Genomic DNA, 25,493 nt, shown 5'->3' with positions numbered 1-25,493 from the left:
ATCGAAATTCAGCTTGATTACAGATTACATCGACAGGCCCGAGAGGTGTGTTGATAAACAGAATTTGCCTGGCGGCTGTAGCGCGGTGGTCCCACCTGACCCCATGCCGAACTCAGAAGTGAAACGCCGTAGCGCCGATGGTAGTGTGGGGTCTCCCCATGCGAGAGTAGGGAACTGCCAGGCATCAAATAAAAACAAAAGGCCCGGTCGAAAGACCGGGCCTTTTGTTTTATCTGTGGTCTGTCGGTGAGTGCTCTCCTGAGGAGGACAAATCCGCCGGGAGCGGATTTGAACGTTGCGCAGCAACGGCCCGGAGGGTGGCGGGCAGGACGCCCGCCATAAACTGCCAGGCATCAAATAAGTGAAGAAGCTCATCCTGCCGGATGGGCTTTTTTGCGTCTGCAGGGAATGAAGACTGCCGATGCAGCGTACCGTTTTATCCAGCCCATACTGTTGTAACCGGTGTGCGGGCCTGAGAAGCGCAGCACACCAGGCTCTCCCTGCAGCACATTGCCTGCTATCCGTGCACGGGGTTGAGTAACAGGTACTGTCGCTCAGGATCGCGGACCTCTGTACGTCCCATCACGTTAACCCCCATCTTCTTATAGAACCCAGATGTCAGCTTGTTAAAAGGCACGACTAATCTTGCATATGGATTTTGTGGGGGGTAGAGCAGTAAAGATATTGAGAGATGATCGGTTGGAAAGTATCAGAAACTATAAAAGCAAAAACCCGCCTCTAGGGCGGGTTCTTTAAATAGTGGTGCCCGGACTCGGAATCGAACCAAGGACACGGGGATTTTCAATCCCCTGCTCTACCGACTGAGCTATCCGGGCAACGGGGCGCATTAAACCGTAATCCGGACACCCCGTCAACCAAATTTCTCGCTTTTTCTGTCGGTTGCTTAACTATGCAGCGATTTCGCTGTTTTCTCGAGGATTTTGCTCAAAATTACAGCCCACCGTTATCGCCTTCGCGGGGAACCCATTCACTTTTAATGGATGTTACATGGCGTGTGCCGGTAACTGAATACTCTCCGACAATATCCTGATCTTTTGGCGAAACGAGAGTGATGAACTCTCCTCTACCAAAATAACTCTCGACAGAACCGATAAGGCACTCCCCATTTACCCAGACAGGAATGGCTGCGACAGGTTCAGACGTATAGTTCCCTGCAATCCCTGAACTGTAATTGTCCGCGTCTTCCTGCAACGTACCGGCAGGGATTGGGCAGATTGGGGAAACGCCGTCGCTTGCCTGTTGGTTTTGTAAAAGAATGCTTTGCATTTTGTTCAGTTCGGTAATGAGCTTTGTTTTGTCTTTGGTATTCAATTTCGGGAGTAGGGGTTGTCCTTCTTCTCGTGGTTCGATTGAATTCATATCGTATTCATAGCGATAGTGGACGGCTACGACGGGAGCCTTCTCGTCTGGGCTAAATGGACGCAACAGATAAAGCTTCTCTTCATTATATAAGCCGTTGTACCAGAGAGCGTAAACCTTACCGTTGATGCGCACCCATTGGCTCCACTGGTTGGCGCCGCGCCCATTCTCCGAAAATAGCGCCCCGGGTACGCCAAAGTTATCGTCATCCTGTTTGCCATTAACGACGACGAAGGCATTATCACCGCGTTTGAGTACGCCGGTGTAGCTGAATAATCCTGTGCCACCAACGTAGCTGTTGATGATGAGATCGCGTTTACCGTCGTCATCCAGATCAATGAGCGTAAAGTTCACGCCTCCATTTTCCGAATCGACACTAAACGTTGTGCGGGAAAATGCCTGCCACTCATCATCGCTAATCTCAGGGGAGGGTTTCGTGGTTGGTTCTGTTGAGTCTTCAGCGTAAGAGATCCTGAAATCAGTGATTTGACCGGTTAATGGAAACTGACTGGCGATTTTGCTCAGTTCTAAGCCCGGATCGCTTTTTTGCATGCTCTCTACGGCGCTACGTAGCGTTTTTAGGGCCGTGTTATCTGTGTCTACATCAGACTGAGAACGTACGATGCTAACGAACGTAGGGAGCGTCCAGACACCGCCAACAGAAAGGTTTCCTTGTCCGCCGCTGCGGTATTCGTCGCGCAAGGTGAAGTTGTTACCCTCCCAGACCCAGAGCTGAATGGGATCGCTGAAACGGGCTATCTCACCGTTCTCATATTCACTGGCATCACTCGTGATTAGTTTAGGCGAAGAAGTTAGTTCAGTATTGGTTAGCCAGAGGATGGTACGTGAGCTATCAAAGCATTCGGTTTGAATGAGTACATGTTGTTTATCCACCGGAATGCGGTAATAAATGCGTTCCTGACCCTCTTCCAGTTCGCGGCAATTCATCTCGGGAGTGACCCTAATTTGGGGTTCTATTTTTTGTCGCTGCGCGGTCGTTAATGGTTCCACGTCCGGCGTGCGGATGACGGGTTGGGTGATGATAAGTGGGGCAGGCTCAGCGTTAAGCACATCATTACTGGTTTTATCTCCTGGATGCAGCACAGCGCTTTGGGTATTGATGCGTTTCTGGAATTCATCCATTTTCAGCAGCACAGCGCTCGAACCTGCATTAGAAAGCAGTAATCGTTCGCCATCTGCTGCAAACTCAATGGTATTGTCCTGACGTAAGGCGTCCAGAAACACCTTTCGCTGTTGGTAGTTGAGTTTAAAATATCCCTCTGCGGAAAACGTTAGCGCGCCTTGCTTTTGACCATCAATAAAAAGCGTGGCGTCTTTCAGGGAGGGTTGATTCGCCGTACGCTGTGCAAAAGCAACCTCGACATACACGCTGGTGTCGGGGCCAGCCGCACGTGTGAGCAGTACGCTTACCGCATGGTCACTATAACCTGCTGCCCGACAGGTACCCGTATTATCACACGCAACTTCCCAGTCTTTATGTGCAAACGAAAAACCGTTTAATGGATTGGCATACAGGGGGGCAGAGATAAAACCTGCGAGGAGAATGCAGTGCGCGAGACGCATATAATTCCTTTTAATATGTCGGTATTGCCGAAATTATATGCGGTTCACAAAAGTTACGAAATCCGAATTAAGTCAGCGCACCGCCCATACGGCACTGAGCAAAGCGCAGGATATCTTCAGCCAGGCGGTGTGCCGTTTCGACATCAGCATGGCTACGATTCACCAGCATGCGGCTCAGACAGCCCTCCAGCACCAGTTCCATCTGTTTGGCAACCATTGCAGGGTCGTCAACTTCCAGCGTCGTCAGCAGCTCATGGGTGAAGTCATGTGCCGCCTTTTTTTGCTGATCGGCTAACTGATGGATCGGATGCCCGGGATCGGGGTAAAACGTACAGGCGGCGATAAACAAGCAGCCTGGATAGCGATTATTGCTCACGCATTCGGACAGCGCGGTGTAGCGTGCCAGTAATTTCTGTTCAGCGCTCAGGGTGTCATCCAGCAAAAGTTGACGCCGCCAGATATCCACCCGCTGGCTGAGGTAACGTAACGCATCGTACAGAATGGCCTCTTTGTCGGGCCAAAAGCGTTGTAGTTCATCAAGAGGATAATCGATACGATCGGCCACCATTTCCAGTGTGGTATTGGCTATCCCTTGAACCTCAAGTAATTTCAGGGCTTCTCCCAGGACATCTTCACGTTGCACGGTATTCTCCTCCGTATTTCCTGTTGCAAGTGTCGCTCACGGTTGGCGATCGCGCAAATGTGCGCTGAAGGTCGCGGCATCCATAAAGCCGGTTACCCGAGCCTCCGGATGCTCTTTCCCCTCGGCGTCAAAGAACAAAATAGTCGGCAAACCTAAAACCTGTAGATGTTTCAGCAGAGCGACATCCTGGGCATTATTTGCAGTCACATCCGCCTGCAAAAGCACCGTGTCGCCTAGCGCTTGCTGAACCTGCTGATTGCTAAACGTATACTTCTCAAACTCCTTGCAGGCCACGCACCAGTCAGCATACAGATCCAACATCACGGGCTTGCCTTTAGCTTGTGCCAGCGCCTGATTTAGCGCATCCACCGAAGCCACAGGCGTGAAGTTAAGGTGTGTCTGGGTTTGAGCATGCGGCACGCCGAACGTCCAGTCCTGCAATGGCCGAACGCTTACCAGCGCTGCAGCTAACAGGATAATCTGCACGATGCGCATCCAGGCGTGCTTTGCCTGCAGGCTGGTGATAAATGCCCAGCTAAAGAATGCGACGCCCAACAGCGACCACAGGCGAACGCCCCAGTCGTCGCCAATGATGCGTTCGAGTAAGAAGACGGGGAGCGCCAGAATGACAAAGCCAAAAGCGGTTTTGACATGTTCCATCCATGGGCCGCTTTTAGGCAACAGACGATTACCGAATACGGTAATTAGCATCAGAGGTAATCCCATCCCTAGCGCGTACAGATACAGCGTGCCGCCTCCCAGCCACATGTTCCCGCTCTGAGCGATATACAGCAAAATCGCGCTTAGCGGGGCCGTTGTACAAGGAGAACAGATGAGGCCGGCAATCGCCCCCATCGCAAAGACGCTACCGGGGGAACCGCCTTGCTGACGGTTACTCATCAATGTAAGGCGTGTTTGCAGCGATGAAGGGAGTTGCAGCGTGAACAAGCCAAACATCGAAAGGGCCAGCAGCGTAAAGACCACGGCAAGGCCAATCAGGACGTAAGGATGCTGTAGCGCAGCCTGGAACTGCAATCCAGCGGCGGCAACAACCAGACCCAGCGCGGTATAAGTGAGCGCCATTCCCTGGACGTAGATAAACGTCAGCAGCAGCGCGCGTCCGGTTGATAAGCGTTGTTTGCCGCCCAGCACGATACCGGAAATCAGCGGATACATCGGCAATACGCAAGGTGTAAACGCGATGCCAATTCCGATTAGCAATGCCCACAGCGCAGAGAAGGGAAGCTGGGTTGCGGGTTGTGGTCTCTCTTGCAAAGTATCGGTGGCAGGAACTGGCGCAGCTGTCGCCCTGGTATTGGCAGACACTTCACTTAATGGCACCGTTTTAGTTTCAGGCGGATAGCAAAAACCGGCGTCGGCACAACCCTGGTATGTGACCGTTAATGTTGCGCCAGATTTAGCCTGATTGACCGTGACCGGGATAGTCAATTGTTTACGGTAAATCTCACTTTTGCCATAAAACTCATCTTCATGCCAGACGCCTGGCGGTAGTTTTACCTCGGCGATATCGGCCTGAGATGGCGTAATGCTTATCTGTTTGCGATACAGATAGTAGCCATCTTTAACCTGCCATGAGAGGTTCAGATCGTGTTGGTTTTGCTGAAAATCAAAAACAAACGCCCGATCGGCAGGAACAAACTGCGAGCGGCCAGGCGCGTCAAATAATCCGGCAAAGGTAGATGTGCTGCACAGCAGCAGGATCAGCGTAAGGATGCGTTGAGCCATGAGCGGTAATCAAAGTCTCCGTGAGTGACGGGTAAAACCAGAAGTTCAGGCGTTTGGTATGGATGATGTGACTTCAGGCAATCGAGAAGGGCTTGCTGGTGTGTGACGGTGGTTTTTAAAATCATCTGGACTTCATATTCCTGCTCCAGCTTACCTTCCCAATAATAGAGGGAGGTCGCGCCAGGCAGCAGCGTCACGCAGGCAGCCAGCTTTTCCGCCAGCACTTTGGCGGCCAGATCCTGGGCGGTTGCTTCATCTGGGGCGGTACAGAGCACCACAACGGTATCGGGGATGGAAATATCCTGACTCTTTACATCAAGCATAAACACCTCGAAAGAACAGAGTAACCAGCTAAAGAGTGGTCACTATACAACGGACGAGGGAAGGATGTTAGTTAAAGCGGGATGATGAGGAGGAGGAACTGCAGGGCGCGAAGGCACCCTGCAGTAAAGTCTTACAGCATGAAGCTGCCCAGCAAGAAGCCGAAGCAGACAGCCAAAAGCACGCCCAGAGTACCCGGGATGAAGAACGGATGGTTAAAGACGAATTTACCGATGCGGGTTGTACCGGTGTCATCCATCTGCACCGCCGCAACCAGCGTTGGGTAGGTTGGCAGAATGAACAGGCCAGAAACAGCTGCGAAAGACGCAACAGCAGTCAGTGGGGAAACGTTCAGAGCCAGAGCCATCGGCATCAGTGCTTTAGCAGTTGCAGCCTGAGAGTACAGCAGCGCAGAAGCAAAGAAGAAGATGACAGCCAGCAACCACGGATGACCCTGAATTACGCTACCTGCAGTATCTTTGATCCAGTCAATGTTGTGAGATACGAAGGTATCACCCAGCCATGCAACACCCAGGATACAAATACAGGCGCTCATACCCGCTTTAAAGGTGCTGGAGTTCAGGATGGAGTCAGTTTCAACGCGGCAGACGATCGTAGTCAGCGTCGCGACGCTCAGCATGATGATCAGGATTGCGTTGGTGGTGTTCATCAGCGGTTTAGCGACCAGGCCGAGGCTTGGGCTGTTGATGATGGCGTATACAACTACGCAAATCACGCCCAGCAGGAACAACCAAACGGAGGTTTTCGCGCCAGCTTTGATTTCAACTTGTCTTTCACCACGCAGTTCAACCAGGCCTTCTTCCAGACGCTTACGATAAATCGGGTCGTCAGACAGTTTGGAGTTGAACAGCATCGTTACCAGGAAGGACATCACCAGAACGGCCAGCAGAGTGGACGGAATGACCACGGACAGCAGGTGAATGTAGCTGATGCCATGACCTTCCATTACGGAAGACATGTAAACCACAGCTGCGGAGATTGGCGACGCCGTAATCGCAATCTGTGCAGAAACCACTGCGGTAGAGAGCGGACGGCAAGGTTTGATACCTTGTTCCTTCGCGACTTCAGCGATAACCGGCAGAGTTGCCAGAGAGATGTTGCCGGTACCGGCAAAGATAGTCAGGAAATAGGTCACGATTGGTGCAAGGATCGTGATGTATTTCGGGTTTTTACGCAGCAGTTTTTCAGTTTGATGAACCAGATAGTCCAGACCACCGGCAATCTGCATGGCAGAGATGGCAGCGATAACCGCCATGATAATGGAAATAACATCGAACGGAATATTACCTGGTTTTACGCCAATAGCGGCAAGAACCAGAACACCCAGCCCACCTGCAAATCCAATACCGATACCCCCAAGTCTGGCACCTAAAAAGATTGCCAGCAAAACGATGATAAGTTCTAAAACTATCATATTAGCCTTCCTTGTTGTTTAACAAGTTGATATTAAATTGTTGTTTTTAAGTAACTTCGAATAAGAAAAAAGGCACGTCATCATGACGTGCCTTCTCTGGTACTACCCTACACGATTACTGTTCGCTTTCATCAGTATAACGTTTTGCTTTATAAGCAGGGTGCATCAGGTTCTGTGCAGAGAAGATATCGTCCAGTTCAGACTCGGTCAACAGACCGCGTTCCAGGACAACTTCACGTACGCTCTTACCGGTTTCGGCACAAATTTTACCGACGATGTCGCCGTTGTGGTGACCGATGAACGGGTTGAGGTAAGTAACGATGCCGATGGAGTTGAATACAAACGCTTCACAGACTTCTTTGTTAGCAGTGATACCACTAACGCATTTTTCCAGCAGGTTGTAGCAAGCATTGCTCAGAATGTGAATGGATTCAAACATTGCCTGGCCAATGACCGGCTCCATTACGTTCAGCTGCAGCTGACCAGCTTCAGATGCCATAGTAACGGTGATGTCGTTACCGATGACTTTAAAGCAAACCTGGTTTACGACTTCTGGAACAACTGGGTTCACTTTTGCTGGCATGATAGAAGAACCAGCCTGCAGTTCCGGCAGGTTGATCTCGTTCAGACCAGCACGTGGGCCAGAGGAGAGCAAACGCAGGTCGTTACAGATTTTGGACATCTTAACAGCCAGACGTTTCAGTGCGCCGTGAACCATAACGTATGCGCCGCAGTCAGAAGTTGCTTCAATCAGGTCTTCTGCCGGAACACAGGCGAAGCCAGTGACTTCAGCCAGTTTCTGTACTGCCAGCGGGGAGTATTCTTTCGGCGTGTTCAGACCCGTACCGATTGCAGTTGCACCGAGGTTAACTTCCAGCAGCAGCTCAGCGGTACGACTAATGTTTTTCACTTCTTCTTTCAACAGTACGCTGAAAGCATGGAATTCCTGACCGAGGGTCATCGGTACAGCATCCTGCAGCTGGGTACGGCCCATTTTCAGGATGTCCTGGAATTCAACAGCTTTTTGTTCGAAGCCTTCACGCAGCTGGTTCAGGGCATCGATCAGTTTGATGATGGATGCGTATACCGCGATACGGAAGCCAGTTGGGTAAGCGTCGTTGGTAGACTGACATTTGTTAACGTGGTCGTTCGGGTTCAGGTACTGATATTCACCTTTCTGGTGACCCATCAGTTCCAGACCGATATTGGCCAGCACTTCGTTGGTGTTCATGTTGACGGAGGTACCCGCACCACCCTGGTAAACATCTACCGGGAATTGATCCATGCATTTTCCGTTATTCAGGACTTCATCACACGCCGCGATGATGGCATTTGCCACACTCTTAGGAATGGTTTGCAGCTCTTTGTTGGCCATTGCCGCTGCCTTTTTAACCATTACCATACCGCGAACAAATTCAGGAATGTCGCTGATTTTGTTGTTGCTAATGTAGAAGTTTTCAATCGCTCTCAGAGTGTGAACACCGTAGTAGGCGTCCGCTGGAACTTCCCTGGTACCCAACAAGTCTTCTTCGATACGAATGTTGTTTAACATGTGAACCTTCTTTTTCAAGCTGCCAATGATTTGACTAAACACACAGGATATATGTGATTTCGATTGTTTCTCGACCGACGATTATCCCCTGCATCGGTCTGATACTCGAGATCATATGCTGGTTCAGGATTTCTACCGTAATCTGGATCACTTAAAGCGTGGAATTTACCCCTTATTTATTATTCTGTGAAATGGATCACCCCTTTAGGATTAATACTAAAAATAAGTGTACAAGCGACTTGAAATTTTGCTAACCACCTCAACATCTAATTGATGCGAGTCACATAATTCATCGGACAGGCGTTGAAAAAAACGACTGTTATTGACAGGAGAACCCTTTGCGCTGGATACCATTACTTGCCATTTTTCTCTATGTTTACATAGAGATATCTATTTTTATTCAGGTTGCCCATGTCCTGGGTGTCCTGATGACGCTGATTTTGGTTATTTTTACGTCGGTTATCGGTATGTCTCTGGTTCGTAACCAGGGATTTAAAAACTTTTTACTGATGCAACAAAAAATGGCGGCTGGTGAAAGTCCTGCTGCAGAAATGATCAAGAGCGTGTCGCTGATCATTGCTGGTCTGCTGTTGGTACTGCCCGGTTTTTTCACCGATTTCCTCGGTCTTCTTCTTTTATTACCCCCGGTGCAAAAACATCTGACGATGAAACTGCTGCCGCATTTGCGTTTTTCGCGTATGCCGGGCGGTGGTTTCAGCGCCGGAACCGGTGGCGGTGAGACCTTTGATGGCGAATTTCAGCGCAAAGACGACGATCGCAACCGTATTGATCATAAAGACGATCCTCGGGATTAAGCATCAGTATGCGGGCCGGATAAGCGTGAGCACCATCCGGCAAAATGCTTATCTGCCGGATGATGGCGTCAACGTCACCTTATCCGGCCTGCGGGGTAAAAACAGCCACAGCCCTGCCAGCATAATCAGCGCATACAGGCTCTTCCAGCCAACCATTGCCAACAGCAGCAGACACAGTAGACCGCCAATGACCGCCAGCATGCGATACTGCCCTTTCAGTAATCGACATCCCGCCAGCATGCATAGCAAATAAATCATAATAAAGATGCCGTTAGCATAGACGATTAACGCATCGAGATTGATTTTCAGCATATAGATGCACAACGTACTGATCACGCAGCAGCCCAATACGGCGTTTAGCGCATTGCGCGGAAGGTGACGGGGAGACAGACGCGCCAGATGGCTCTCCGGCTTATATTGCGCTTGCGACCAGACCAGCCGGGCGAAGCTTTGAATATAAATGTTGAGACTGGCAAAACAGGCCAGATAACCAATGATGCAGGCGACCCACAGTGCCTGTTCGCCAAATAACTGCACGACGATCTCTGGCAGTGAGGCCGCCGCCGCCATTTGCTCACCGTAGGCGCCAAAATGAAGCACGACGACGGTGCATGCCCAATAAACAGAGCCCGCAAGCAGCAGGCCGATCATCAGCGCGCGCGGGAAATCCCGCTCCGGGTTTTTGAATTCAGATGCCAGATGGGCAAACGCTTCAAGGCCAACAAAACACCAGAACATCACCGACAGCGCGGCGAACAGTCCGGGGAGCTCAATCTCGGTTATCGCAGGGAAGGGGATTTCGCCAGGTTTCACATCGCCTGCCCACCAGATGGCGACAATGAGGGCAACAATCAATCCGGCAATGACCGTTTGCAGATTAGCGCTAGAGCTGGCACCGTGGGAGCCGATATACCAAACCAATGCCAGCGTACCGAGCTCTGCCAACAGAAGCTGTTCGTCATGCCAGCCAAACATCGCCTGACCAAATCCGGCGGCAATATGTAATGCCGCAGGCAAGCCGACGGGAATCACCGACAAAAATAGCCATCCGGTGACGCGCTCCAGGCGTGAGCCAAAGGCCATACCAACAAAATGCGCCACGCCACCCGCGCTGGGAAAATGACGACCCAGTACGGCAAAGACAATCGCCACGGGAAAGACTAAAACAATCAGCACCGGCCAGGCCCACAGGCTGTTGTTGCCAGCCACCAGCGCGGCTAGCGCAGGGACGGCGAAAACGCCTGTACCTAGTAATGATGTCGACAACAGGCCAATGCCCTGAGCCAGTCCCAGCTCTTGTTTCAGTCCGCTCATAAGTTGTTATCCGGTTATGCCCATTGACCGGGCTACAGCGCAGATTTTTGATGGTATCACAATCGTATTTGCTTATGACGACGTGACTGAAATCGTTATAAAATGTGATGCGCGTCGGCGTTTTGCCGGAATTTTCTGCTGATATAAATTTTTTTTCGCTTGCCCCCTTGAAGGTACAAAGCCCCATCCCCATTTCTCTGGTCACTAGCCGGGAAACCGTTCACGGGCCGGCGTCACCCATAACTGATAAAGACTTTCTCAAAGGAGAGCTATCAATGAGTATTCGTCCGTTACATGATCGTGTGATCGTCAAACGTAAAGAAGTTGAATCTAAATCTGCTGGCGGCATCGTACTGACCGGTTCTGCAGCAGGTAAGTCAACTCGTGGCGAAATCATCGCTGTCGGTAAGGGCCGCATCCTGGACAACGGTACCGTACAGCCGCTGGACGTTAAAGTCGGCGATATCGTTATTTTCAACGATGGCTACGGTGTTAAATCTGAGAAGATCGACAATGAAGAAGTGTTGATCATGTCTGAAAGTGACATCCTGGCAATTGTTGAAGCCTAATCCGCGAACGACACTGAACATACGAATTTAAGGGAAAGAGAAAATGGCAGCTAAAGACGTAAAATTCGGTAACGACGCTCGTGTGAAAATGCTGCGCGGCGTAAACGTACTGGCAGATGCAGTGAAAGTTACCCTCGGTCCAAAAGGCCGTAACGTAGTTCTGGATAAATCTTTCGGTGCACCGACCATCACTAAAGATGGTGTTTCCGTAGCCCGTGAAATCGAACTGGAAGACAAGTTCGAAAACATGGGGGCGCAGATGGTGAAAGAAGTTGCCTCTAAAGCGAACGACGCTGCAGGCGACGGTACCACCACCGCAACCGTACTGGCGCAGTCCATCATCACTGAAGGTCTGAAAGCCGTTGCTGCAGGCATGAACCCGATGGATCTGAAACGTGGTATCGACAAAGCTGTCGCTGCTGCCGTTGAAGAACTGAAAGCACTGTCCGTACCGTGCTCTGACTCTAAAGCTATTGCTCAGGTTGGTACTATCTCCGCTAACTCCGACGAAACCGTAGGTAAACTGATCGCTGAAGCGATGGACAAAGTCGGTAAAGAAGGCGTGATCACCGTTGAAGACGGTACCGGTCTGCAGGACGAACTGGACGTGGTTGAAGGTATGCAGTTCGACCGTGGTTACCTGTCTCCTTACTTCATCAACAAGCCGGAAACTGGCGCAGTAGAACTGGAAAGCCCGTTCATCCTGCTGGCTGACAAGAAAATCTCCAACATCCGCGAAATGCTGCCGGTGCTGGAAGCAGTAGCAAAAGCCGGTAAACCACTGCTGATCATCGCTGAAGATGTTGAAGGCGAAGCGCTGGCAACTCTGGTTGTTAACACCATGCGCGGTATCGTGAAAGTCGCGGCGGTTAAAGCGCCTGGCTTCGGCGACCGTCGTAAAGCGATGCTGCAGGATATCGCTACCCTGACCGGTGGTACCGTTATCTCTGAAGAGATCGGTATGGAGCTGGAAAAAGCAACACTGGAAGATCTGGGTCAGGCGAAACGCGTTGTTATCAACAAAGACACCACCACCATCATTGATGGCGTGGGTGACGAAGCTGCAATCCAGGGTCGCGTGACTCAGATTCGTCAGCAGATCGAAGAAGCAACTTCCGACTACGACCGTGAAAAACTGCAGGAGCGCGTAGCGAAACTGGCAGGCGGCGTTGCGGTTATCAAAGTTGGTGCTGCGACTGAAGTTGAAATGAAAGAGAAGAAAGCCCGCGTTGAAGATGCCCTGCACGCGACCCGTGCTGCGGTAGAAGAAGGCGTGGTGGCTGGTGGTGGTGTTGCGCTGATTCGCGTAGCGTCTAAGATTGCCGGTCTGAAAGGTCAGAACGAAGACCAGAACGTAGGTATCAAAGTTGCGCTGCGCGCAATGGAATCTCCGCTGCGTCAAATCGTACTGAACTGCGGCGAAGAGCCGTCTGTAGTGGCTAACACCGTGAAAGCGGGTGACGGTAACTACGGTTACAACGCTGCAACTGAAGAATACGGTAACATGATCGACATGGGTATCCTGGATCCAACCAAAGTAACGCGTTCAGCTCTGCAGTACGCGGCTTCTGTTGCGGGTCTGATGATCACCACCGAGTGCATGGTTACTGACCTGCCGAAAGGCGATGCGCCTGACTTAGGTGCTGCTGGTGGTATGGGCGGCATGGGTGGAATGGGCGGCATGATGTAATTTAATCTTCATACTTCAAGCCGCAGGTTCATTGGCTGCGTTCGTTCACCCCAGTCACTTACTCATGTAAGCATCTGGGGATTCATGAACTTGCCGCCTGCCTGCAACTTGAATTATTTGATTAAATACGTATCTCGCGAAAAATGAGAAACCCTCGGGCAGAAATGTCCGGGGGTTTTTCTTTTGGTCATCTTTTTAGTATATGATTCAGCTACGGACATAACGTCCAGCTCATTGATTATGGGGAATGACATGCACGTGAAATATTTAGCAGGGATCGTTGGTGCCGCGCTACTGATGGCGGGTTGTAGCTCCAGCAACGAACTGAGTTCAGCCGGGCAAAGCGTACGCTTCGTCGAAGAGAAGCCTGGCGCAGAGTGTCAACTGATTGGCACTGCAACCGGTACGCAAAGCAACTGGCTTTCTGGCCAGCACGGCGAAGAGGGTGGCTCTATGCGTGGCGCAGCAAACGATCTGCGTAACCAGGCTGCGGCAATGGGTGGTAACGTGATTTATGGCGTCAGCAGCCCATCACAGGGAATGCTGTCCAGCTTTGTTCCTACTGCCAGTGAAATGACTGGACAGGTTTATAAGTGCCCAAATTGATAAATGCTGTTGATGCCTGATGGAGACGCTACAACTTCTTATCAGGCCTACGATACAAATTCGTCGGCCTGATAAGCGCAGAAACATCAGGCATTTTGAGCGTTATGCACAGACTGAGCGCGTAAATGATGCAGCGCGCCCAGGCACTGATCCTGATTGAGCTTTTGCGCCTTATCACCCGTCAACGTTCTGACAAACACCTGGCACGGTACACCAGCAAGCTTTTTCAGCCGTGGGCTGAAATCGAGAAGACGGCGAGTAATGGCTTCGGCCTCTTTGCTGCCGGAAGGGGCGCGAGTTTTTACTACCGAACCACAGAACTGGGCTTTTCCTTGATCATCCGTATAGCGGTAAATAATCGCCAGATAATGATTAAACAGGCTTTGTTTCCATTCGGGGTGCGTATAAGAGTCGTATTCCAGATTGTCGTTTGCCCGGCAATCAACATCGTACAGCGGCAGGAAATCCAGCAGCGATGTAATTCGTAGCGCTAATTCCCGCATGCCAGCATTATTTATTGCATGAATAACAGCATGGATCAGCACCCGAATCTGTAGTTCATTAACCAGTAATTCACACGTTTGTCCATCATGCAGTGTCAGAGAAAATGTTAAGTTTTCGCCTTTGTCATCCACTAATATCAGCGAATTTATGCGACGATTAATGTCGGCATTTTTTAGCTCATCTTCCTGAATCAAAGGAATATTTTCGTGCATCTTTTTGCTGACTTTATCGCATTCCTTCTCATATTGCGCATGTTCGTCTTCGCTAAGCTGATGTTTGGCGGATAGCCTGCTTTCCAGGGCGATAAGCAGATCTCTTAGCCCAAGCGGAGAAAGAAAAAATAACGACGTTTTATTCCTTGGTTCTTTTATCTTTAATGCTAAAGCAATAAATTCATTCTTTTGACGGATAACACCGGTATTAATGCCCTTAATACTTATAGCCATAAAAGGTTCTCCCTAACCATATATTTATTAATATTCTGAATTTGGTTCTACTGATACAAATTATGAATTAATGATTTTATAGCGCTAATTAAAATAGCACAGATTAAAAGCGTGGCTCCACTTGTGAGGATTTAAATAATAAGTAATCGTGGTGAGTGTCCGAAATCGGACACTCAATAATGGTTATTGTTGGCGTAGTTGCAGATCCAACGGCGTTTTACTTGGCTCTCCGCCAATTTCACGCGCCAGTTTGGGGACCATATAGCCGGAAACCAACGTCAGCAGTTCACGCATAATGTGACGTGCCTCATCGTCGCTGACCATAAAGTGGGCGGCACCTTGCACTTTGTCCAGTACGTGCAGGTAATAGGGCATCACCCCCGCATCAAACAGAGTGTTGCTCAGGTTCGCCAGCGTTTGTGCGTTATCGTTCACGCCACGCAGCAAAACGCTTTGGTTGAGTAGGGTGACGCCAGCGGTACGCAGTCGGACCATCGCCTGGTGAAACGCCTCATCGACCTCATTGGCGTGGTTAATGTGGTTGACCAGCAGAATCTGCAGGGAGGAACGCGCAAAGCGCTGGGCCAGTCCTTCAGTAATGCGCGCGGGGATCACAATCGGCAAACGGCTGTGAATGCGCAGACGCTTAATGTGCGGGATGGCTTCCAGTTGCGTGAGTAACCAGTCCAGTTCATGGTCCTTGGCCATTAGCGGATCACCACCGGAGAAGATAATCTCATCCAGCTCAGGATGCGCGCTAATGTAGTCCAGGGCGACCTGCCAGTTGCGCTTATTGCCCTGGTTTTCGGCATACGGGAAGTGTCGGCGGAAGCAATAGCGACAATTTACCGCGCAACCGCCTTTAACCAACAACAGCGCCCGATTGCGATATTTATGCAGCAAACCGGGGACCACGCTGTGCTGTTCTTCCAGCGGATCGGTCGAGTAGCCAGGTGCAGCAACAAACTCTTCCTGGGAAGTAAGTACCTGACGCAAAAGCGGATCGTCCGGATTGCCTTTTTCCATACGAGCAATAAAGGCGCGCGGTACGCGCAGGGCGAAAAGTCGTCTCGCGTCGCGTCCGGCCAACAGTTTTTCATCTGCGTCTATATTCAAAAGATGCAGAAGTTCATCAGGATCGGTCACAACATCGGCAAGTTGCGATAACCAATCTTCTCTGGATGGGGTATTTAGGGTTACAATATGCGCCATTTTGTGGCTTAGCTACCAGTTAACAATTTTCAGAGGGCCTTATGGCAACGTACTATAGCAACGATTTTCGTGCTGGTCTTAAAATCATGTTGGACGGCGAACCTTATGCGGTTGAAGCCAGCGAATTCGTTAAACCAGGTAAGGGCCAGGCATTTGCGCGCGTTAAGCTGCGTCGCCTGCTGACCGGTACTCGCGTAGAGAAAACCTTCAAGTCTACCGATTCCGCTGAAGGCGCAGACGTAGCCGACATGAACCTGACCTTCCTGTATAGCGACGGTGAGTTCTGGCACTTTATGAATAACACCACTTTCGAACAGCTGGCTGCAGACGAGAAAGCGGTAGGCGATAACGCTAAATGGCTGCTGGACCAGGCTGAATGCATCGTGACCCTGTGGAACGGTCAGCCGATCTCCGTGACTCCGCCAAACTTCGTTGAGCTGGAAGTCGTTGAAACTGACCCAGGTCTGAAAGGCGATACCGCTGGTACTGGCGGCAAACCGGCTACTCTGTCTACTGGCGCAGTCGTTAAAGTTCCGCTGTTCGTACAGATCGGTGAAGTGATCAAAGTGGATACTCGCTCCGGCGAATACGTTTCTCGCGTAAAATAAGATATCTATTTGATCTTATGGCGCAGGTTGCTGCGCCATACTTTTTCCAGGGCAGGAATGATGAAACGTCTTCTCAGTCTTGTAATGCTCATCCTTTTCACCAGCACTCTCCTGGCGGGTTGTAATACCGCGCGCGGCTTCGGTGAAGACATCAAACATCTTGGCAATTCAATCTCTCACGCCGCCAGCTAACACTCTCTCATAGTCTTAAAAACGGTTGTTTATCCATCACACTTGCGGATCTTGTCTATTATTAATGAGCTATACACAAACAATATTGGCTAGAAAAGGAAGACGTTATGGTTAAAAAGACAATTGCTGCGATCTTTTCTGTGTTGGTTCTTTCTTCAGTGTTGACTGCGTGCAATACCACGAAAGGTGTTGGGCAGGATATCTCTGAGGGCGGTAGCGCAATCTCTGGTGCAGCGACAAAAGCTCAACAATAATCATGAACGGTACGACGTCACGTCGTACCGTTAATTCCCCTTCCCGGGGAGTGAGAGAAACGGCGAGAAGCGGTTCCCCATGTGCAGTTTCATGCGGATATTCCGTTTATAGGTGTAGACCGTCTTGCCATGAATGCTGAGTGCGGCGGCTATCGCATTGTTACTCACACCATCCATCCACATCGACAATACTTTCTCCTCCTGCGGCGTAAGCAGCGGAGTCGCGTTTTCGGCTATTTCTAATGTGGGGCGAAGCTGTAGCGCCTCCTGAATCGTGTGTGAGAGCGCGTTCAGTGTGGTGTGCTTGGTTAAGACCGAATAGGCGACGGATTGAGAGGAAGCCATTGAGGTGTGCTGTCTTTCAACTGATTGCAGTAAAATCAGCGGGATGACGCCGCAGCTCATGAAAAAGGGTTTAATTGGCGGACTGGTATGCGTCTCGCTAATAAAACTGTATAAATCCGCGATCACCAGATGCGGCTTCCACTGCAAAATATGCTCTTTTGCTAACAGGAGATTATTGATCCCTGACACAAGAAATGAGGAGCTGAACCTGCCAGAATGATTAAGCAAGGCCTCAATCCCTGTGCGGGTAAAGTGGCACCGGTCAATCACTAAAATTTTAAGCATAACCTTTTCGCATTCAGAAGAGAGGCAATCGACTTTCCGGATTCAGAAAGCCCTTCATCATAGAGAACTCCGATGAGTGCCAAATGCGGGAACTACGCCGCTAATTATGCTTAATTCTTGCTTTTAGCGGGCAGCGAATAAAAAGGTTGAAATTCATTTTCTCTCGGGCAAAAATGCCATTTCACACATCAGCTTTGCAGGACGACCTGCAAACGCTTCTTTCACCGGGGACGGCCCCATTGTTCTGGAGCCTGATATGTCCTGGATCGTATTATTAATTGCAGGTCTGCTCGAAGTTGTCTGGGCGATTGGCCTGAAATATACCCACGGTTTTACGCGTTTGACGCCAAGCATTATCACTATTGTGGCAATGATCGTCAGTATCGCCATGCTCTCCTGGGCAATGCGTACGTTGCCTGTAGGAACCGCCTATGCTGTATGGACCGGTATCGGCGCAGTCGGGGCGGCCATTACAGGGATTCTGCTGCTGGGTGAATCTGCCAGCCCGGCGCGGTTACTGAGCCTCGGGCTGATTGTGGCCGGTATTATTGGCCTCAAGCTGAGCACCCACTAAGCGCCAGGCTGTTTTACCCAAATCAGCTTATTCACCTCAAACCCTTCCCGGGTCGCGATGGCCAGCATTTGCTGTTTCATTTCATCTGAAATAGTAGGGGTCCGTGAAAGGATCCACAGGTAGTCGCGATCCGGCCCGCAAACCAGCGCGTGACGATATTCCCTGTCGAGGGCAATCACGTTATACCCGCCATAGAAGGGGCCAAAAAACGAGACCTTGAGCGCAGCGCGGTTTGGGTCGCCAGTGAAGTAGGCTTTCCCCTCCGTTTTCTGCCACATTCCTCTGTCCGGGTTATAGCCCTTGTTAATAACATTGATACCGCCGTCGTCGCGCAGGCTGTAGGTAGCAGTCACTTTTTCCAGTCCGCGCTCGAATCGATGGTCGAAACGCGCAATTTCATACCAGGTGCCCAGATAGCGTTTGGCATCAAAGTTATTTACTACGGTAACACCTTTCGGTGGTGTTGGGGTGCTGCAAGCGACAACCAGAAATGCAGCCGTAACTGCAGCAACGACGGGCAGAATGCGCATGGGATTTTCCTTGCTGGATTTTTGTTAAGTGTAGATGACAGCAGGAAAAAAAGAGAAAGAAAGGAAGCCCAATATCCAGGGCCTCCTTGTCCGTTACTGCAGTTTTTCAAGAATGCGCCAGGCGGCCTCGACGCGAACAGGGTTTGGGTAGCTCTTGTTTGCCAGCATCACGATGCCAAGGTTTTTTTCTGGAACGAAAGCAACGTAGCTGCCGAATCCGCCAGTGGAGCCCGTTTTATGCACCCATGAGGCTTTCACGGCAGGCGCGGGCGGGTTTACCTCAACGGCAGGAAGCGCTGCCAGTGCCACTTTGCTGTCGCTACCGCTAATTATCGAGTTGGCCTTCACCGGCCAGTTCAGCATCTCCCAGCCCAGGCCCTGGTACATATCGCCAATACGCCAGTAACGTGACTGCGCAAGCTCGATGCCCTGCTGGAGCGTTTTCTCCTGAACCTGGCTGGCGTCCATGTTGGCCTGAACCCAACGGGTCATATCGATAACGCTCGATTTCACCCCGTAGGCTTCGGCATCAAGTTGGCCAGGGGATACATGCACTGGCTTTCCTTCGCGATAACCCCAGGCATAATCTTTTTGTTCGCTCTGCGGAACCGTAATCCAGGTATGCGCCAGTTTTAAGGGGTGCAGGACGCGTTTCGTCATCGCCTCTTCGTAGCTCATGCCTGAGGGTTTCACCGCCAGGGCGCCAAACAGGCCAATGCTGGAGTTAGCATAAAGACGTTTAGCGCCTGGGGCCCATTGCGGCTGCCAGTTTTGATAAAAGCGTAGTAACGCGGCTTTATCCGTAACGTCGTCCGGAACCTGAAGCGGCAGGCCGCCTGCCGTGTAGGTGGCTAAGTGCAGCAGGCTGATACCCTGCCACTGCTTACCAGTCAGTTCAGGCCAGTACTGCGTGACCGGATCGCTGAGCTTAATTTCGCCGCGGGCGATAGCATCGCCGCCCAGCACGCCGTTGAACGTTTTACTGACCGATCCGAGTTCAAACAGCGTTTGTTGCGTGACTGGACGGTTATTGGCGATATCGGCTTTACCCCAGGTAAAGTAATAAGGTTTCCCCTGATAGATAATCGCAACGGCCATACCCGGAATAGCCTGCTCCTGCATCAGCGGTGTGATGGTGCGGTTAACGATATCGGCAATTTGTTGTTCTGTTTTTGCGGCGGCAAACGTGGAGAACGAAGCTGTCAGCAGCAGCGCGCAGCATATCGATTTTTTCATCATGAAATCAGTTCCGTAATTAAAAGCGAAAGGGTGTCCGGGCCCGTCAGACGTAATCAGTGTGTTTGATTTGCACCGTGTTGACAAACGGTTAAATTTAGCAGCAGATATAAGTTTTTCTAACAGGCCAGATAATGACGCGTAGCTATATCCCCCTTAACTCGCTGCGGGCTTTTGAAGCAGCGGCCAGACATCTCAGCTTTACCCGCGCTGCGATTGAGCTCAACGTGACGCATTCTGCAATAAGCCAGCATGTGAAAGCGCTGGAGCAACAGCTGAATTGTCAGCTTTTTGTACGTGGTTCTCGAGGGTTAATGTTGACGACTGAAGGGGAAAGTCTGTTACCTGTACTTAATGACTCTTTCGATCGTATGGCGGGGATGCTGGATCGTTTTGCCACTAAACAGACTCAGGAAAAACTAAAAATTGGCGTGGTGGGGACCTTTGCGGTCGGTTGTCTTTTCCCTCTGTTGAGCGACTTTAAGCGCCACTGTCCGCATATTGATTTGCATATTTCCACCCACAATAACCGTGTGGATCCCGCCGCCGAAGGGCTGGATTATACTATTCGCTACGGAGGAGGAGCCTGGCACGATACCGATGCGCAATATTTGTGTAGTGCGCTGATGTCTCCGCTGTGTTCACCGACATTGGCCTCGCAGATTAAAGCACCTGTGGACATCCTGAAATTTCCGTTATTACGATCGTATCGGCGTGATGAATGGACGCTTTGGATGCAGGCCGCCGGAGAAGCGCCTCCGTCACCGACGCACAACGTGGTGGTGTTTGACTCGTCCGTCTCAATGCTGGAAGCCGCGCAGGCGGGGATTGGTGTGGCAATTGCACCGGTAAGAATGTTCACGCATTTGCTCAGTAGTGAACGTATCGTGCAGCCTTTTCTAACGCAGATTGATCTGGGGAGTTACTGGATAACGCGTTTACAATCTCGTCCGGAGACGTCCGCGATGCGTGAGTTTTCCCGCTGGTTGACCGGGATGCTGCACTAATAAAAAGGCCCGCCATTGGCGGGCCTGATAATTAACGCATGCGATTAGATGGTCAGGATCCCAATAGCCGTTACAACGGTCAGGATAGCTGCCAGTCCGTAGAATACCCATTTGCCCGCAGGCACGTGGATTTTCAGGTCATGCATTGCGTGGTGCATACGGTGTAAACCGCACCACAGCGGCAGAACGATCATCAGGAACAGAAACGCACGTCCGATGAAGCTCTGAGCGAATGCCAGTACGCGTTCATAGCTGAAAGCATCAGGAACAAAGCCCAGCGGCAGCATAATGCCGACCAGCAGGATCATCACCGGCGCAATGATTGCGCTCCACATACCGCCTGCACCAAACAGGCCCCAGAATACGGGTTCGTCAGAGCGTTTTGGATTTGGATTAATCATTCCGGACTCCTTACCAGAACAGGGCAACAAACAGTATTACTACTGTCGCAACCACAGTAACTGCCCAGAGACCTTTGATGATCGGCTCTGGCCCCATTTTTTCGTCTTTTACGATGATGTTGGCAGCTTTTGGCGCCAGCTCAAACCACGTTTTGGTATGCAGCAGCGCTGCTGCCAGGGCGATAATATTCAGGATCACCACCACCGGGTTTTGCAAAAAGGCGACAAAGCCCATCCAGGAGTCTGCACCATGCTTGAGTGCAAACAGGCCGATAATCAGTTCAATGCTGAACCAGACTGCCGGAACCGCCGTGCCTTCGCGCAGCATGTAAAAACGATAAAATGGCAGCTTTTTCCACCAGGTGGACGTCATTGGTCGCACATAGGGTTTGCGTTTAGTCGTCATCGTGCACTCCTTAGCGTGGTTTCAGGGTAGCGATAAGAAAGTCTTTTGAACTTTCAACTTTACCCTGCTGAATGGCTGCAGCCGGATCGACGTGTTTCGGGCAGACTTCGGAGCAGTAGCCCACAAAAGTACAGGACCAGACGCCGTTCGGGCTGTTCAACTGAGCCATACGCTCCTTCTTACCGTGGTCGCGGCTATCTTCGTTGTAACGATGCGCCAGCGTAATCGCAGCCGGTCCAATGAACTCTGGGTTCAGGCCGAACTGCGGGCACGCGGCGTAGCACAGACCACAGTTGATGCAACCGGAGAACTGATGATACTTCGCCATCTGCGCCGGAGTCTGGGTGTTTGGACCCTGATCCGGTGTACGCGGGTTACCGATGATGTACGGTTTGATCGCTTCCAGGCTTTCGATAAAGTGCGTCATGTCGACGACCAGATCGCGCTCAATCGGGAAGTTGCCCAGCGCTTCAACCTTCATGCCGTTGGTGTAATCACGCAGGAAGGTTTTGCACGCCAGTTTAGGTACATTGTTGACCATCATGCCGCAGGAGCCGCAGATCGCCATACGGCAGGACCAGCGGTAGCTCAGGTCCGGTGCCAGGTTATCCTTGATGTAGCCCAACGCATCCAGCAATGACGTGGTTTCATCATAAGGAACTTCGTAGAAAGCACTGTGCGGCGCGGTATCGGTTTCCGGGTTATAGCGCACCACCTCAACTTTCAGGTTTTTCATCTCAGCCATTCGCCTTCTCCTTCTTATCGGCTGCTTCCGCTTCGCCACCGTAAACACGTTTAGCCGGTGGCAGAGTGGTGATTTTCACGTCGCTGTATTCCAGACGAGTCGTGCCGTCAGCATCGCGGAAGGCGAGGGTGTGTTTGAGGAAGTTCACATCGTCACGCTCGGTGCAGCCTTCATCCAGACGCTGATGCGCGCCGCGGGATTCTTTACGCGCCAGAGCAGAGTGCGCCATACATTCAGCAACGTTCAGACCGTGACCCAGTTCGATGGTGTACAGCAGGTCGGTGTTGAAGACGCTGGAGGTATCAGTGATACGTACGCGCTTGAAGCGTTCCTGCAGCTCCGCCAGTTTATCAACGGTTTTCTGCATGAGTTCCGGTGTACGGTAGATACCGCAACCTTCTTCCATGGACAGGCCCATTTCGTCACGGATCTTAGACCAGTTTTCGTTACCTTCCTGGTTAACCAGATCTTTCAGACGTTTTTCAACGCCAGCAACCTGCGCATCGAGCGCGGCACTGTTTGCAGCGCCAGCCGTTGCAGCACGTTCTGCAGCCTGTTCACCGGCCATACGACCGAAGACCACGAGTTCCGCCAGGGAGTTAGAACCCAGACGGTTAGCGCCATGCAGACCAACAGAGGAACATTCGCCCACAGCGAACAGACCTTTAATGCGGGTTTCACAGTGCTGATCGGTTTCGATACCGCCCATGGTGTAGTGCGCGGTAGGACGTACCGGGATCGGCTCTTTAACCGGATCGACACCCACGTAGGCTTTCGCCAGTTCGCAGATGAACGGTAAACGTTCGAGCAGTTTTTTCTCGCCGAGGTGACGGAGGTCGAGGTGAACCACATCGCCACGCGGGGTGGAAATGGTGTTGCCTTTACGCCATTCGTGCCAGAAAGCCTGAGAAACTTTGTCGCGCGGACCGAGTTCCATGTATTTGTTTTTCGGTTCGCCCAGCGGGGTTTCCGGACCCATGCCGTAATCTTGCAGATAACGGTAGCCGTTTTTGTTGACCAGGATACCGCCTTCACCACGGCAGCCTTCGGTCATCAGGATACCAGAGCCTGGCAGACCCGTCGGGTGATACTGAACGAATTCCATATCACGCAGCGGAACGCCGTGGCTCAGCGCCATGCCCATACCGTCGCCAGTTACGATGCCGCCGTTGGTGTTGTAACGGTAAACACGACCTGCGCCGCCCGTTGCCATCACAACAGCATTAGCACGGATCTGCATCAGCGTGCCTTCCATCATGTTCATGGCAACCAGGCCGCGAGCATGGCCATCATCAACCAGGATATCCAGAACGAAGTGTTCGTCAAAGCGCTGAATCTGTGGGAACTGCAAAGATGTTTGGAACAGCGTATGCAACATGTGGAAGCCGGTTTTATCCGCGGCAAACCAGGTACGCTCGATTTTCATACCGCCGAAGCGACGTACGTTGACGCTACCGTCTTCACGGCGGCTCCATGGGCAGCCCCATTGTTCCAGTTGCGTCATTTCAGTTGGGCAGTGGTGGACAAAGTAATCCACGACATCCTGCTCACACAGCCAGTCTCCGCCTGCTACCGTATCGTGAAAATGGTAGTCAAAGCTGTCATGATCCTGCGCGACAGCAGCAGAGCCGCCTTCGGCAGCAACGGTATGGCTGCGCATTGGGTACACTTTTGAGATCAGTGCGATTTTAGCGTTGGGATTTGCTTGTGCGGCAGCAATTGCAGCACGTAATCCCGCGCCACCGGCGCCTATAATGGCAAGATCGGCTTGAAAGGTTTGCACGACATTCCTCCAGATTGTTGTTATTTCATTCCTGCCTGAAATCAGATGCTTCATCGGCTTCAAACAGGTTATGAACGCGTTTCCACTGCTCCTTTATAGGTACAATAGTATAGTCTCAGGGATGTGCGGGAAATTTGACGTGTTCGATTTTTTTAGCGTGTCAAAGGGGGGAATTATCATTGAATTTGATTAATTTAATTACTAAACCACCCCATGTCGCTTTTTTTATCCAATTGCCAGTGTGGATTATTGGCGCGCGAAATTTGTCTCGTTAACGCGATACGAGTAGACTTCGTGCCCTTGTCTTAAATCGGAGAAACAACCATGAGCGAAACGGCAACCTGGCGGCCGAGCGCGTCCATCCCCAATCTGTTAAAACGTGCAGCAATTATAGCGGAGATTCGCCGCTTTTTTGCCGATCGTGGCGTGCTTGAGGTTGAGACCCCTTGTATGAGTCAGGCAACGGTAACGGACATCCATCTGTTCCCGTTCGAAACGCGTTTCGTCGGCCCTGGACACGCCCAGGGAATGAATCTCTATTTAATGACCAGCCCGGAATACCATATGAAGCGCCTGCTGGTGGCAGGATGCGGCCCGGTGTATCAATTGTGCCGCAGCTTCCGTAATGAAGAGATGGGGCGTCATCATAACCCTGAATTCACCATGCTCGAGTGGTATCGTCCGCACTACGATATGTATCGCCTGATGAATGAAGTGGATGATTTGCTCCAGCAGGTGCTGGACTGCTCACCTGCGGAAAGTCTCTCGTACCAGCAAGCCTTCCAGCGCCATCTGGAGATAGACCCGCTGTCTGCAGATAAAACCCAACTGCGGGAAGTGGCGGCGAAATTGGATCTCAGTAATATCGCCGATACCGAAGAAGACCGGGACACCTTACTGCAGTTGCTGTTTACGATGGGCGTTGAGCCGCATATTGGCAAAGACAAACCGACGTTTGTGTATCATTTCCCGGCCAGCCAGGCATCACTGGCGCAAATCAGTACCGAAGATCACCGCGTGGCTGAACGTTTCGAGGTTTACTACAAAGGTATTGAGCTGGCGAATGGTTTCCATGAATTGACCGACGCGCGCGAACAGCAGCAGCGGTTTGAACAGGATAACCGCAAACGTGCCGCGCGTGGCTTGCCGCAGCAGCCTATCGACACCAACCTGCTTGAAGCGTTAAAAGTGGGTATGCCGGATTGCTCTGGCGTGGCGCTGGGCGTTGACCGTCTGGTGATGCTGGCGCTGGGTGCAGAGAGCCTGGCCGAGGTTATCGCATTTACCGTCGATCGCGCGTAACGTCTCTC

General features: G+C 51.3%; 26 protein-coding genes, 1 tRNA gene and 1 rRNA gene. 11 read left to right on the top strand and 17 right to left on the bottom strand.

What is annotated here, in order from left to right; all coding sequences use genetic code 11:
* Positions 1–67: 67 nt before the first annotated feature.
* Positions 68–183, top strand: a 5S ribosomal RNA gene (gene rrf / locus HV345_RS21330).
* Between the two features lie 577 nt (positions 184–760).
* On the opposite strand, the gene HV345_RS21325 is transcribed toward rrf, so the two are convergent.
* From HV345_RS21325 to aspA, 7 genes are all read right to left on the bottom strand, one after another.
* A tRNA-Phe gene (locus tag HV345_RS21325) sits at positions 761–836 on the bottom strand.
* A gap of 115 nt (positions 837–951) precedes the next feature.
* Entirely contained in the window at positions 952–2,964 is a 2,013-nt protein-coding gene (locus HV345_RS21320; RefSeq protein ID WP_181636028.1) for a DUF1176 domain-containing protein, read from the bottom strand.
* A gap of 67 nt (positions 2,965–3,031) precedes the next feature.
* Complete coding sequence (locus tag HV345_RS21315) at positions 3,032–3,607, bottom strand: transcriptional regulator (protein ID WP_016151385.1); 576 nt, start codon at positions 3,605–3,607, stop codon at positions 3,032–3,034.
* A gap of 36 nt (positions 3,608–3,643) precedes the next feature.
* Positions 3,644–5,353, bottom strand: coding sequence for a protein-disulfide reductase DsbD (locus HV345_RS21310; RefSeq protein WP_181636027.1), 1,710 nt, complete (start codon positions 5,351–5,353; stop codon positions 3,644–3,646).
* Complete coding sequence (cutA, locus tag HV345_RS21305; RefSeq protein WP_003025447.1) at positions 5,329–5,676, bottom strand: divalent cation tolerance protein CutA; 348 nt, start codon at positions 5,674–5,676, stop codon at positions 5,329–5,331. Before cutA ends, HV345_RS21310 begins: the two co-directional genes overlap by 25 nt.
* Positions 5,677–5,807: 131 nt before the next feature.
* Positions 5,808–7,109: an anaerobic C4-dicarboxylate transporter DcuA gene (gene dcuA / locus HV345_RS21300; RefSeq protein ID WP_016151387.1), complete on the bottom strand. Its 1,302-nt coding sequence runs from the start codon at positions 7,107–7,109 to the stop codon at positions 5,808–5,810.
* A 115-nt stretch (positions 7,110–7,224) separates the two neighbouring features.
* The gene (gene aspA / locus HV345_RS21295; RefSeq protein ID WP_016151388.1) at positions 7,225–8,661 is read right to left on the bottom strand and encodes an aspartate ammonia-lyase; all 1,437 of its coding nucleotides are present in this window, start codon (positions 8,659–8,661) and stop codon (positions 7,225–7,227) included.
* 338 nt (positions 8,662–8,999) lie between these two features.
* Between aspA and HV345_RS21290 the strand changes: the two genes are divergently transcribed.
* Positions 9,000–9,476 (top strand): FxsA family protein, encoded by a 477-nt coding sequence (locus tag HV345_RS21290; RefSeq protein ID WP_016151389.1) that lies wholly within the window; start codon positions 9,000–9,002, stop codon positions 9,474–9,476.
* A gap of 48 nt (positions 9,477–9,524) precedes the next feature.
* Here HV345_RS21290 and yjeH read toward each other — a convergent pair whose 3' ends face one another.
* The gene (gene yjeH / locus HV345_RS21285; protein WP_181636026.1) at positions 9,525–10,790 is read right to left on the bottom strand and encodes an L-methionine/branched-chain amino acid transporter; all 1,266 of its coding nucleotides are present in this window, start codon (positions 10,788–10,790) and stop codon (positions 9,525–9,527) included.
* Positions 10,791–11,065: 275 nt separating this feature from the next.
* Here yjeH and HV345_RS21280 point away from each other — a divergent pair, with 275 nt between their 5' ends.
* The 3 genes from HV345_RS21280 to HV345_RS21270 all read left to right on the top strand — a co-directional run bounded on the left by HV345_RS21280 (position 11,066) and on the right by HV345_RS21270 (position 13,655).
* Entirely contained in the window at positions 11,066–11,359 is a 294-nt protein-coding gene (locus tag HV345_RS21280; RefSeq protein WP_000027827.1) for a co-chaperone GroES, read from the top strand.
* A 43-nt stretch (positions 11,360–11,402) separates the two neighbouring features.
* Positions 11,403–13,049, top strand: coding sequence for a chaperonin GroEL (gene groL, locus HV345_RS21275; RefSeq protein ID WP_003025464.1), 1,647 nt, complete (start codon positions 11,403–11,405; stop codon positions 13,047–13,049).
* A 252-nt stretch (positions 13,050–13,301) separates the two neighbouring features.
* A complete protein-coding gene (locus tag HV345_RS21270) occupies positions 13,302–13,655 on the top strand; it encodes a DUF4156 domain-containing protein (RefSeq protein ID WP_016151391.1) in 354 nt (117 codons plus the stop codon).
* An 86-nt stretch (positions 13,656–13,741) separates the two neighbouring features.
* Here the strand turns inward: HV345_RS21270 and yjeJ are convergent, their stop codons facing one another.
* Both yjeJ and epmB read right to left on the bottom strand, forming a co-directional pair.
* Complete coding sequence (gene yjeJ / locus HV345_RS21265) at positions 13,742–14,605, bottom strand: YjeJ family protein (protein WP_181636025.1); 864 nt, start codon at positions 14,603–14,605, stop codon at positions 13,742–13,744.
* 183 nt (positions 14,606–14,788) lie between these two features.
* On the bottom strand, positions 14,789–15,817 hold the full coding sequence (gene epmB, locus HV345_RS21260) for an EF-P beta-lysylation protein EpmB (protein ID WP_103766923.1): 1,029 nt from the start codon (positions 15,815–15,817) through the stop codon (positions 14,789–14,791).
* A 41-nt stretch (positions 15,818–15,858) separates the two neighbouring features.
* Here epmB and efp point away from each other — a divergent pair, with 41 nt between their 5' ends.
* The 3 genes from efp to ecnB all read left to right on the top strand — a co-directional run bounded on the left by efp (position 15,859) and on the right by ecnB (position 16,871).
* A complete protein-coding gene (gene efp / locus HV345_RS21255; RefSeq protein ID WP_003025478.1) occupies positions 15,859–16,425 on the top strand; it encodes an elongation factor P in 567 nt (188 codons plus the stop codon).
* Positions 16,426–16,482: 57 nt separating this feature from the next.
* Positions 16,483–16,617, top strand: a complete 135-nt coding sequence (gene ecnA / locus HV345_RS21250; RefSeq protein ID WP_016151394.1) for a lipoprotein antitoxin entericidin A — start codon at positions 16,483–16,485, stop codon at positions 16,615–16,617.
* A 107-nt stretch (positions 16,618–16,724) separates the two neighbouring features.
* On the top strand, positions 16,725–16,871 hold the full coding sequence (ecnB, locus tag HV345_RS21245) for a lipoprotein toxin entericidin B (RefSeq protein WP_016151395.1): 147 nt from the start codon (positions 16,725–16,727) through the stop codon (positions 16,869–16,871).
* 30 nt (positions 16,872–16,901) lie between these two features.
* On the opposite strand, the gene HV345_RS21240 is transcribed toward ecnB, so the two are convergent.
* Positions 16,902–17,501 carry a LuxR C-terminal-related transcriptional regulator gene (locus HV345_RS21240; protein ID WP_046275848.1) on the bottom strand — a complete coding sequence of 200 codons (600 nt, stop codon included), beginning with the start codon at positions 17,499–17,501 and terminating at the stop codon, positions 16,902–16,904.
* Between the two features lie 256 nt (positions 17,502–17,757).
* Between HV345_RS21240 and sugE the strand changes: the two genes are divergently transcribed.
* Positions 17,758–18,075: a quaternary ammonium compound efflux SMR transporter SugE gene (gene sugE / locus HV345_RS21235; protein WP_016151397.1), complete on the top strand. Its 318-nt coding sequence runs from the start codon at positions 17,758–17,760 to the stop codon at positions 18,073–18,075.
* Here sugE and HV345_RS21230 read toward each other — a convergent pair.
* Positions 18,072–18,605, bottom strand: coding sequence for a lipocalin family protein (locus tag HV345_RS21230; protein ID WP_103766922.1), 534 nt, complete (start codon positions 18,603–18,605; stop codon positions 18,072–18,074). The two genes, sugE and HV345_RS21230, sit on opposite strands and share 4 nt — an antisense overlap.
* A 93-nt stretch (positions 18,606–18,698) precedes the next feature.
* Positions 18,699–19,844 (bottom strand): CMY-2 family class C beta-lactamase, encoded by a 1,146-nt coding sequence (blaCMY, locus tag HV345_RS21225; protein WP_181636024.1) that lies wholly within the window; start codon positions 19,842–19,844, stop codon positions 18,699–18,701.
* 131 nt (positions 19,845–19,975) lie between these two features.
* Here blaCMY and ampR point away from each other — a divergent pair, with 131 nt between their 5' ends.
* A complete protein-coding gene (gene ampR / locus HV345_RS21220; RefSeq protein WP_016151400.1) occupies positions 19,976–20,848 on the top strand; it encodes a LysR family transcriptional regulator AmpR in 873 nt (290 codons plus the stop codon).
* Between the two features lie 44 nt (positions 20,849–20,892).
* On the opposite strand, the gene frdD is transcribed toward ampR, so the two are convergent.
* From frdD to frdA, 4 genes are read right to left on the bottom strand one after another with little or no spacing between them, the layout of a single operon-like run.
* The gene (frdD, locus tag HV345_RS21215; RefSeq protein WP_003025535.1) at positions 20,893–21,249 is read right to left on the bottom strand and encodes a fumarate reductase subunit FrdD; all 357 of its coding nucleotides are present in this window, start codon (positions 21,247–21,249) and stop codon (positions 20,893–20,895) included.
* Positions 21,250–21,259: 10 nt separating this feature from the next.
* A complete protein-coding gene (gene frdC, locus HV345_RS21210) occupies positions 21,260–21,655 on the bottom strand; it encodes a fumarate reductase subunit FrdC (protein ID WP_047414965.1) in 396 nt (131 codons plus the stop codon).
* A 10-nt stretch (positions 21,656–21,665) separates the two neighbouring features.
* A complete protein-coding gene (gene frdB / locus HV345_RS21205) occupies positions 21,666–22,400 on the bottom strand; it encodes a fumarate reductase iron-sulfur protein (protein WP_006686291.1) in 735 nt (244 codons plus the stop codon).
* A complete protein-coding gene (gene frdA, locus HV345_RS21200) occupies positions 22,393–24,183 on the bottom strand; it encodes a fumarate reductase (quinol) flavoprotein subunit (protein WP_016151402.1) in 1,791 nt (596 codons plus the stop codon). The genes frdB and frdA overlap by 8 nt, the downstream gene beginning before the upstream one ends.
* A gap of 324 nt (positions 24,184–24,507) precedes the next feature.
* Here frdA and epmA point away from each other — a divergent pair, with 324 nt between their 5' ends.
* Entirely contained in the window at positions 24,508–25,485 is a 978-nt protein-coding gene (gene epmA / locus HV345_RS21195) for an elongation factor P--(R)-beta-lysine ligase (RefSeq protein ID WP_104651675.1), read from the top strand.
* Positions 25,486–25,493 lie beyond the last annotated feature (8 nt).

This window comes from Citrobacter sp. RHBSTW-00986, assembly GCF_013783065.1.
Taxonomy (GTDB): Bacteria; Pseudomonadota; Gammaproteobacteria; order Enterobacterales; family Enterobacteriaceae; genus Citrobacter; species Citrobacter braakii.
The sequence above is the reverse complement of the archived record's forward strand: the minus strand, read 5'-3'. Positions and strand labels throughout refer to the sequence as shown.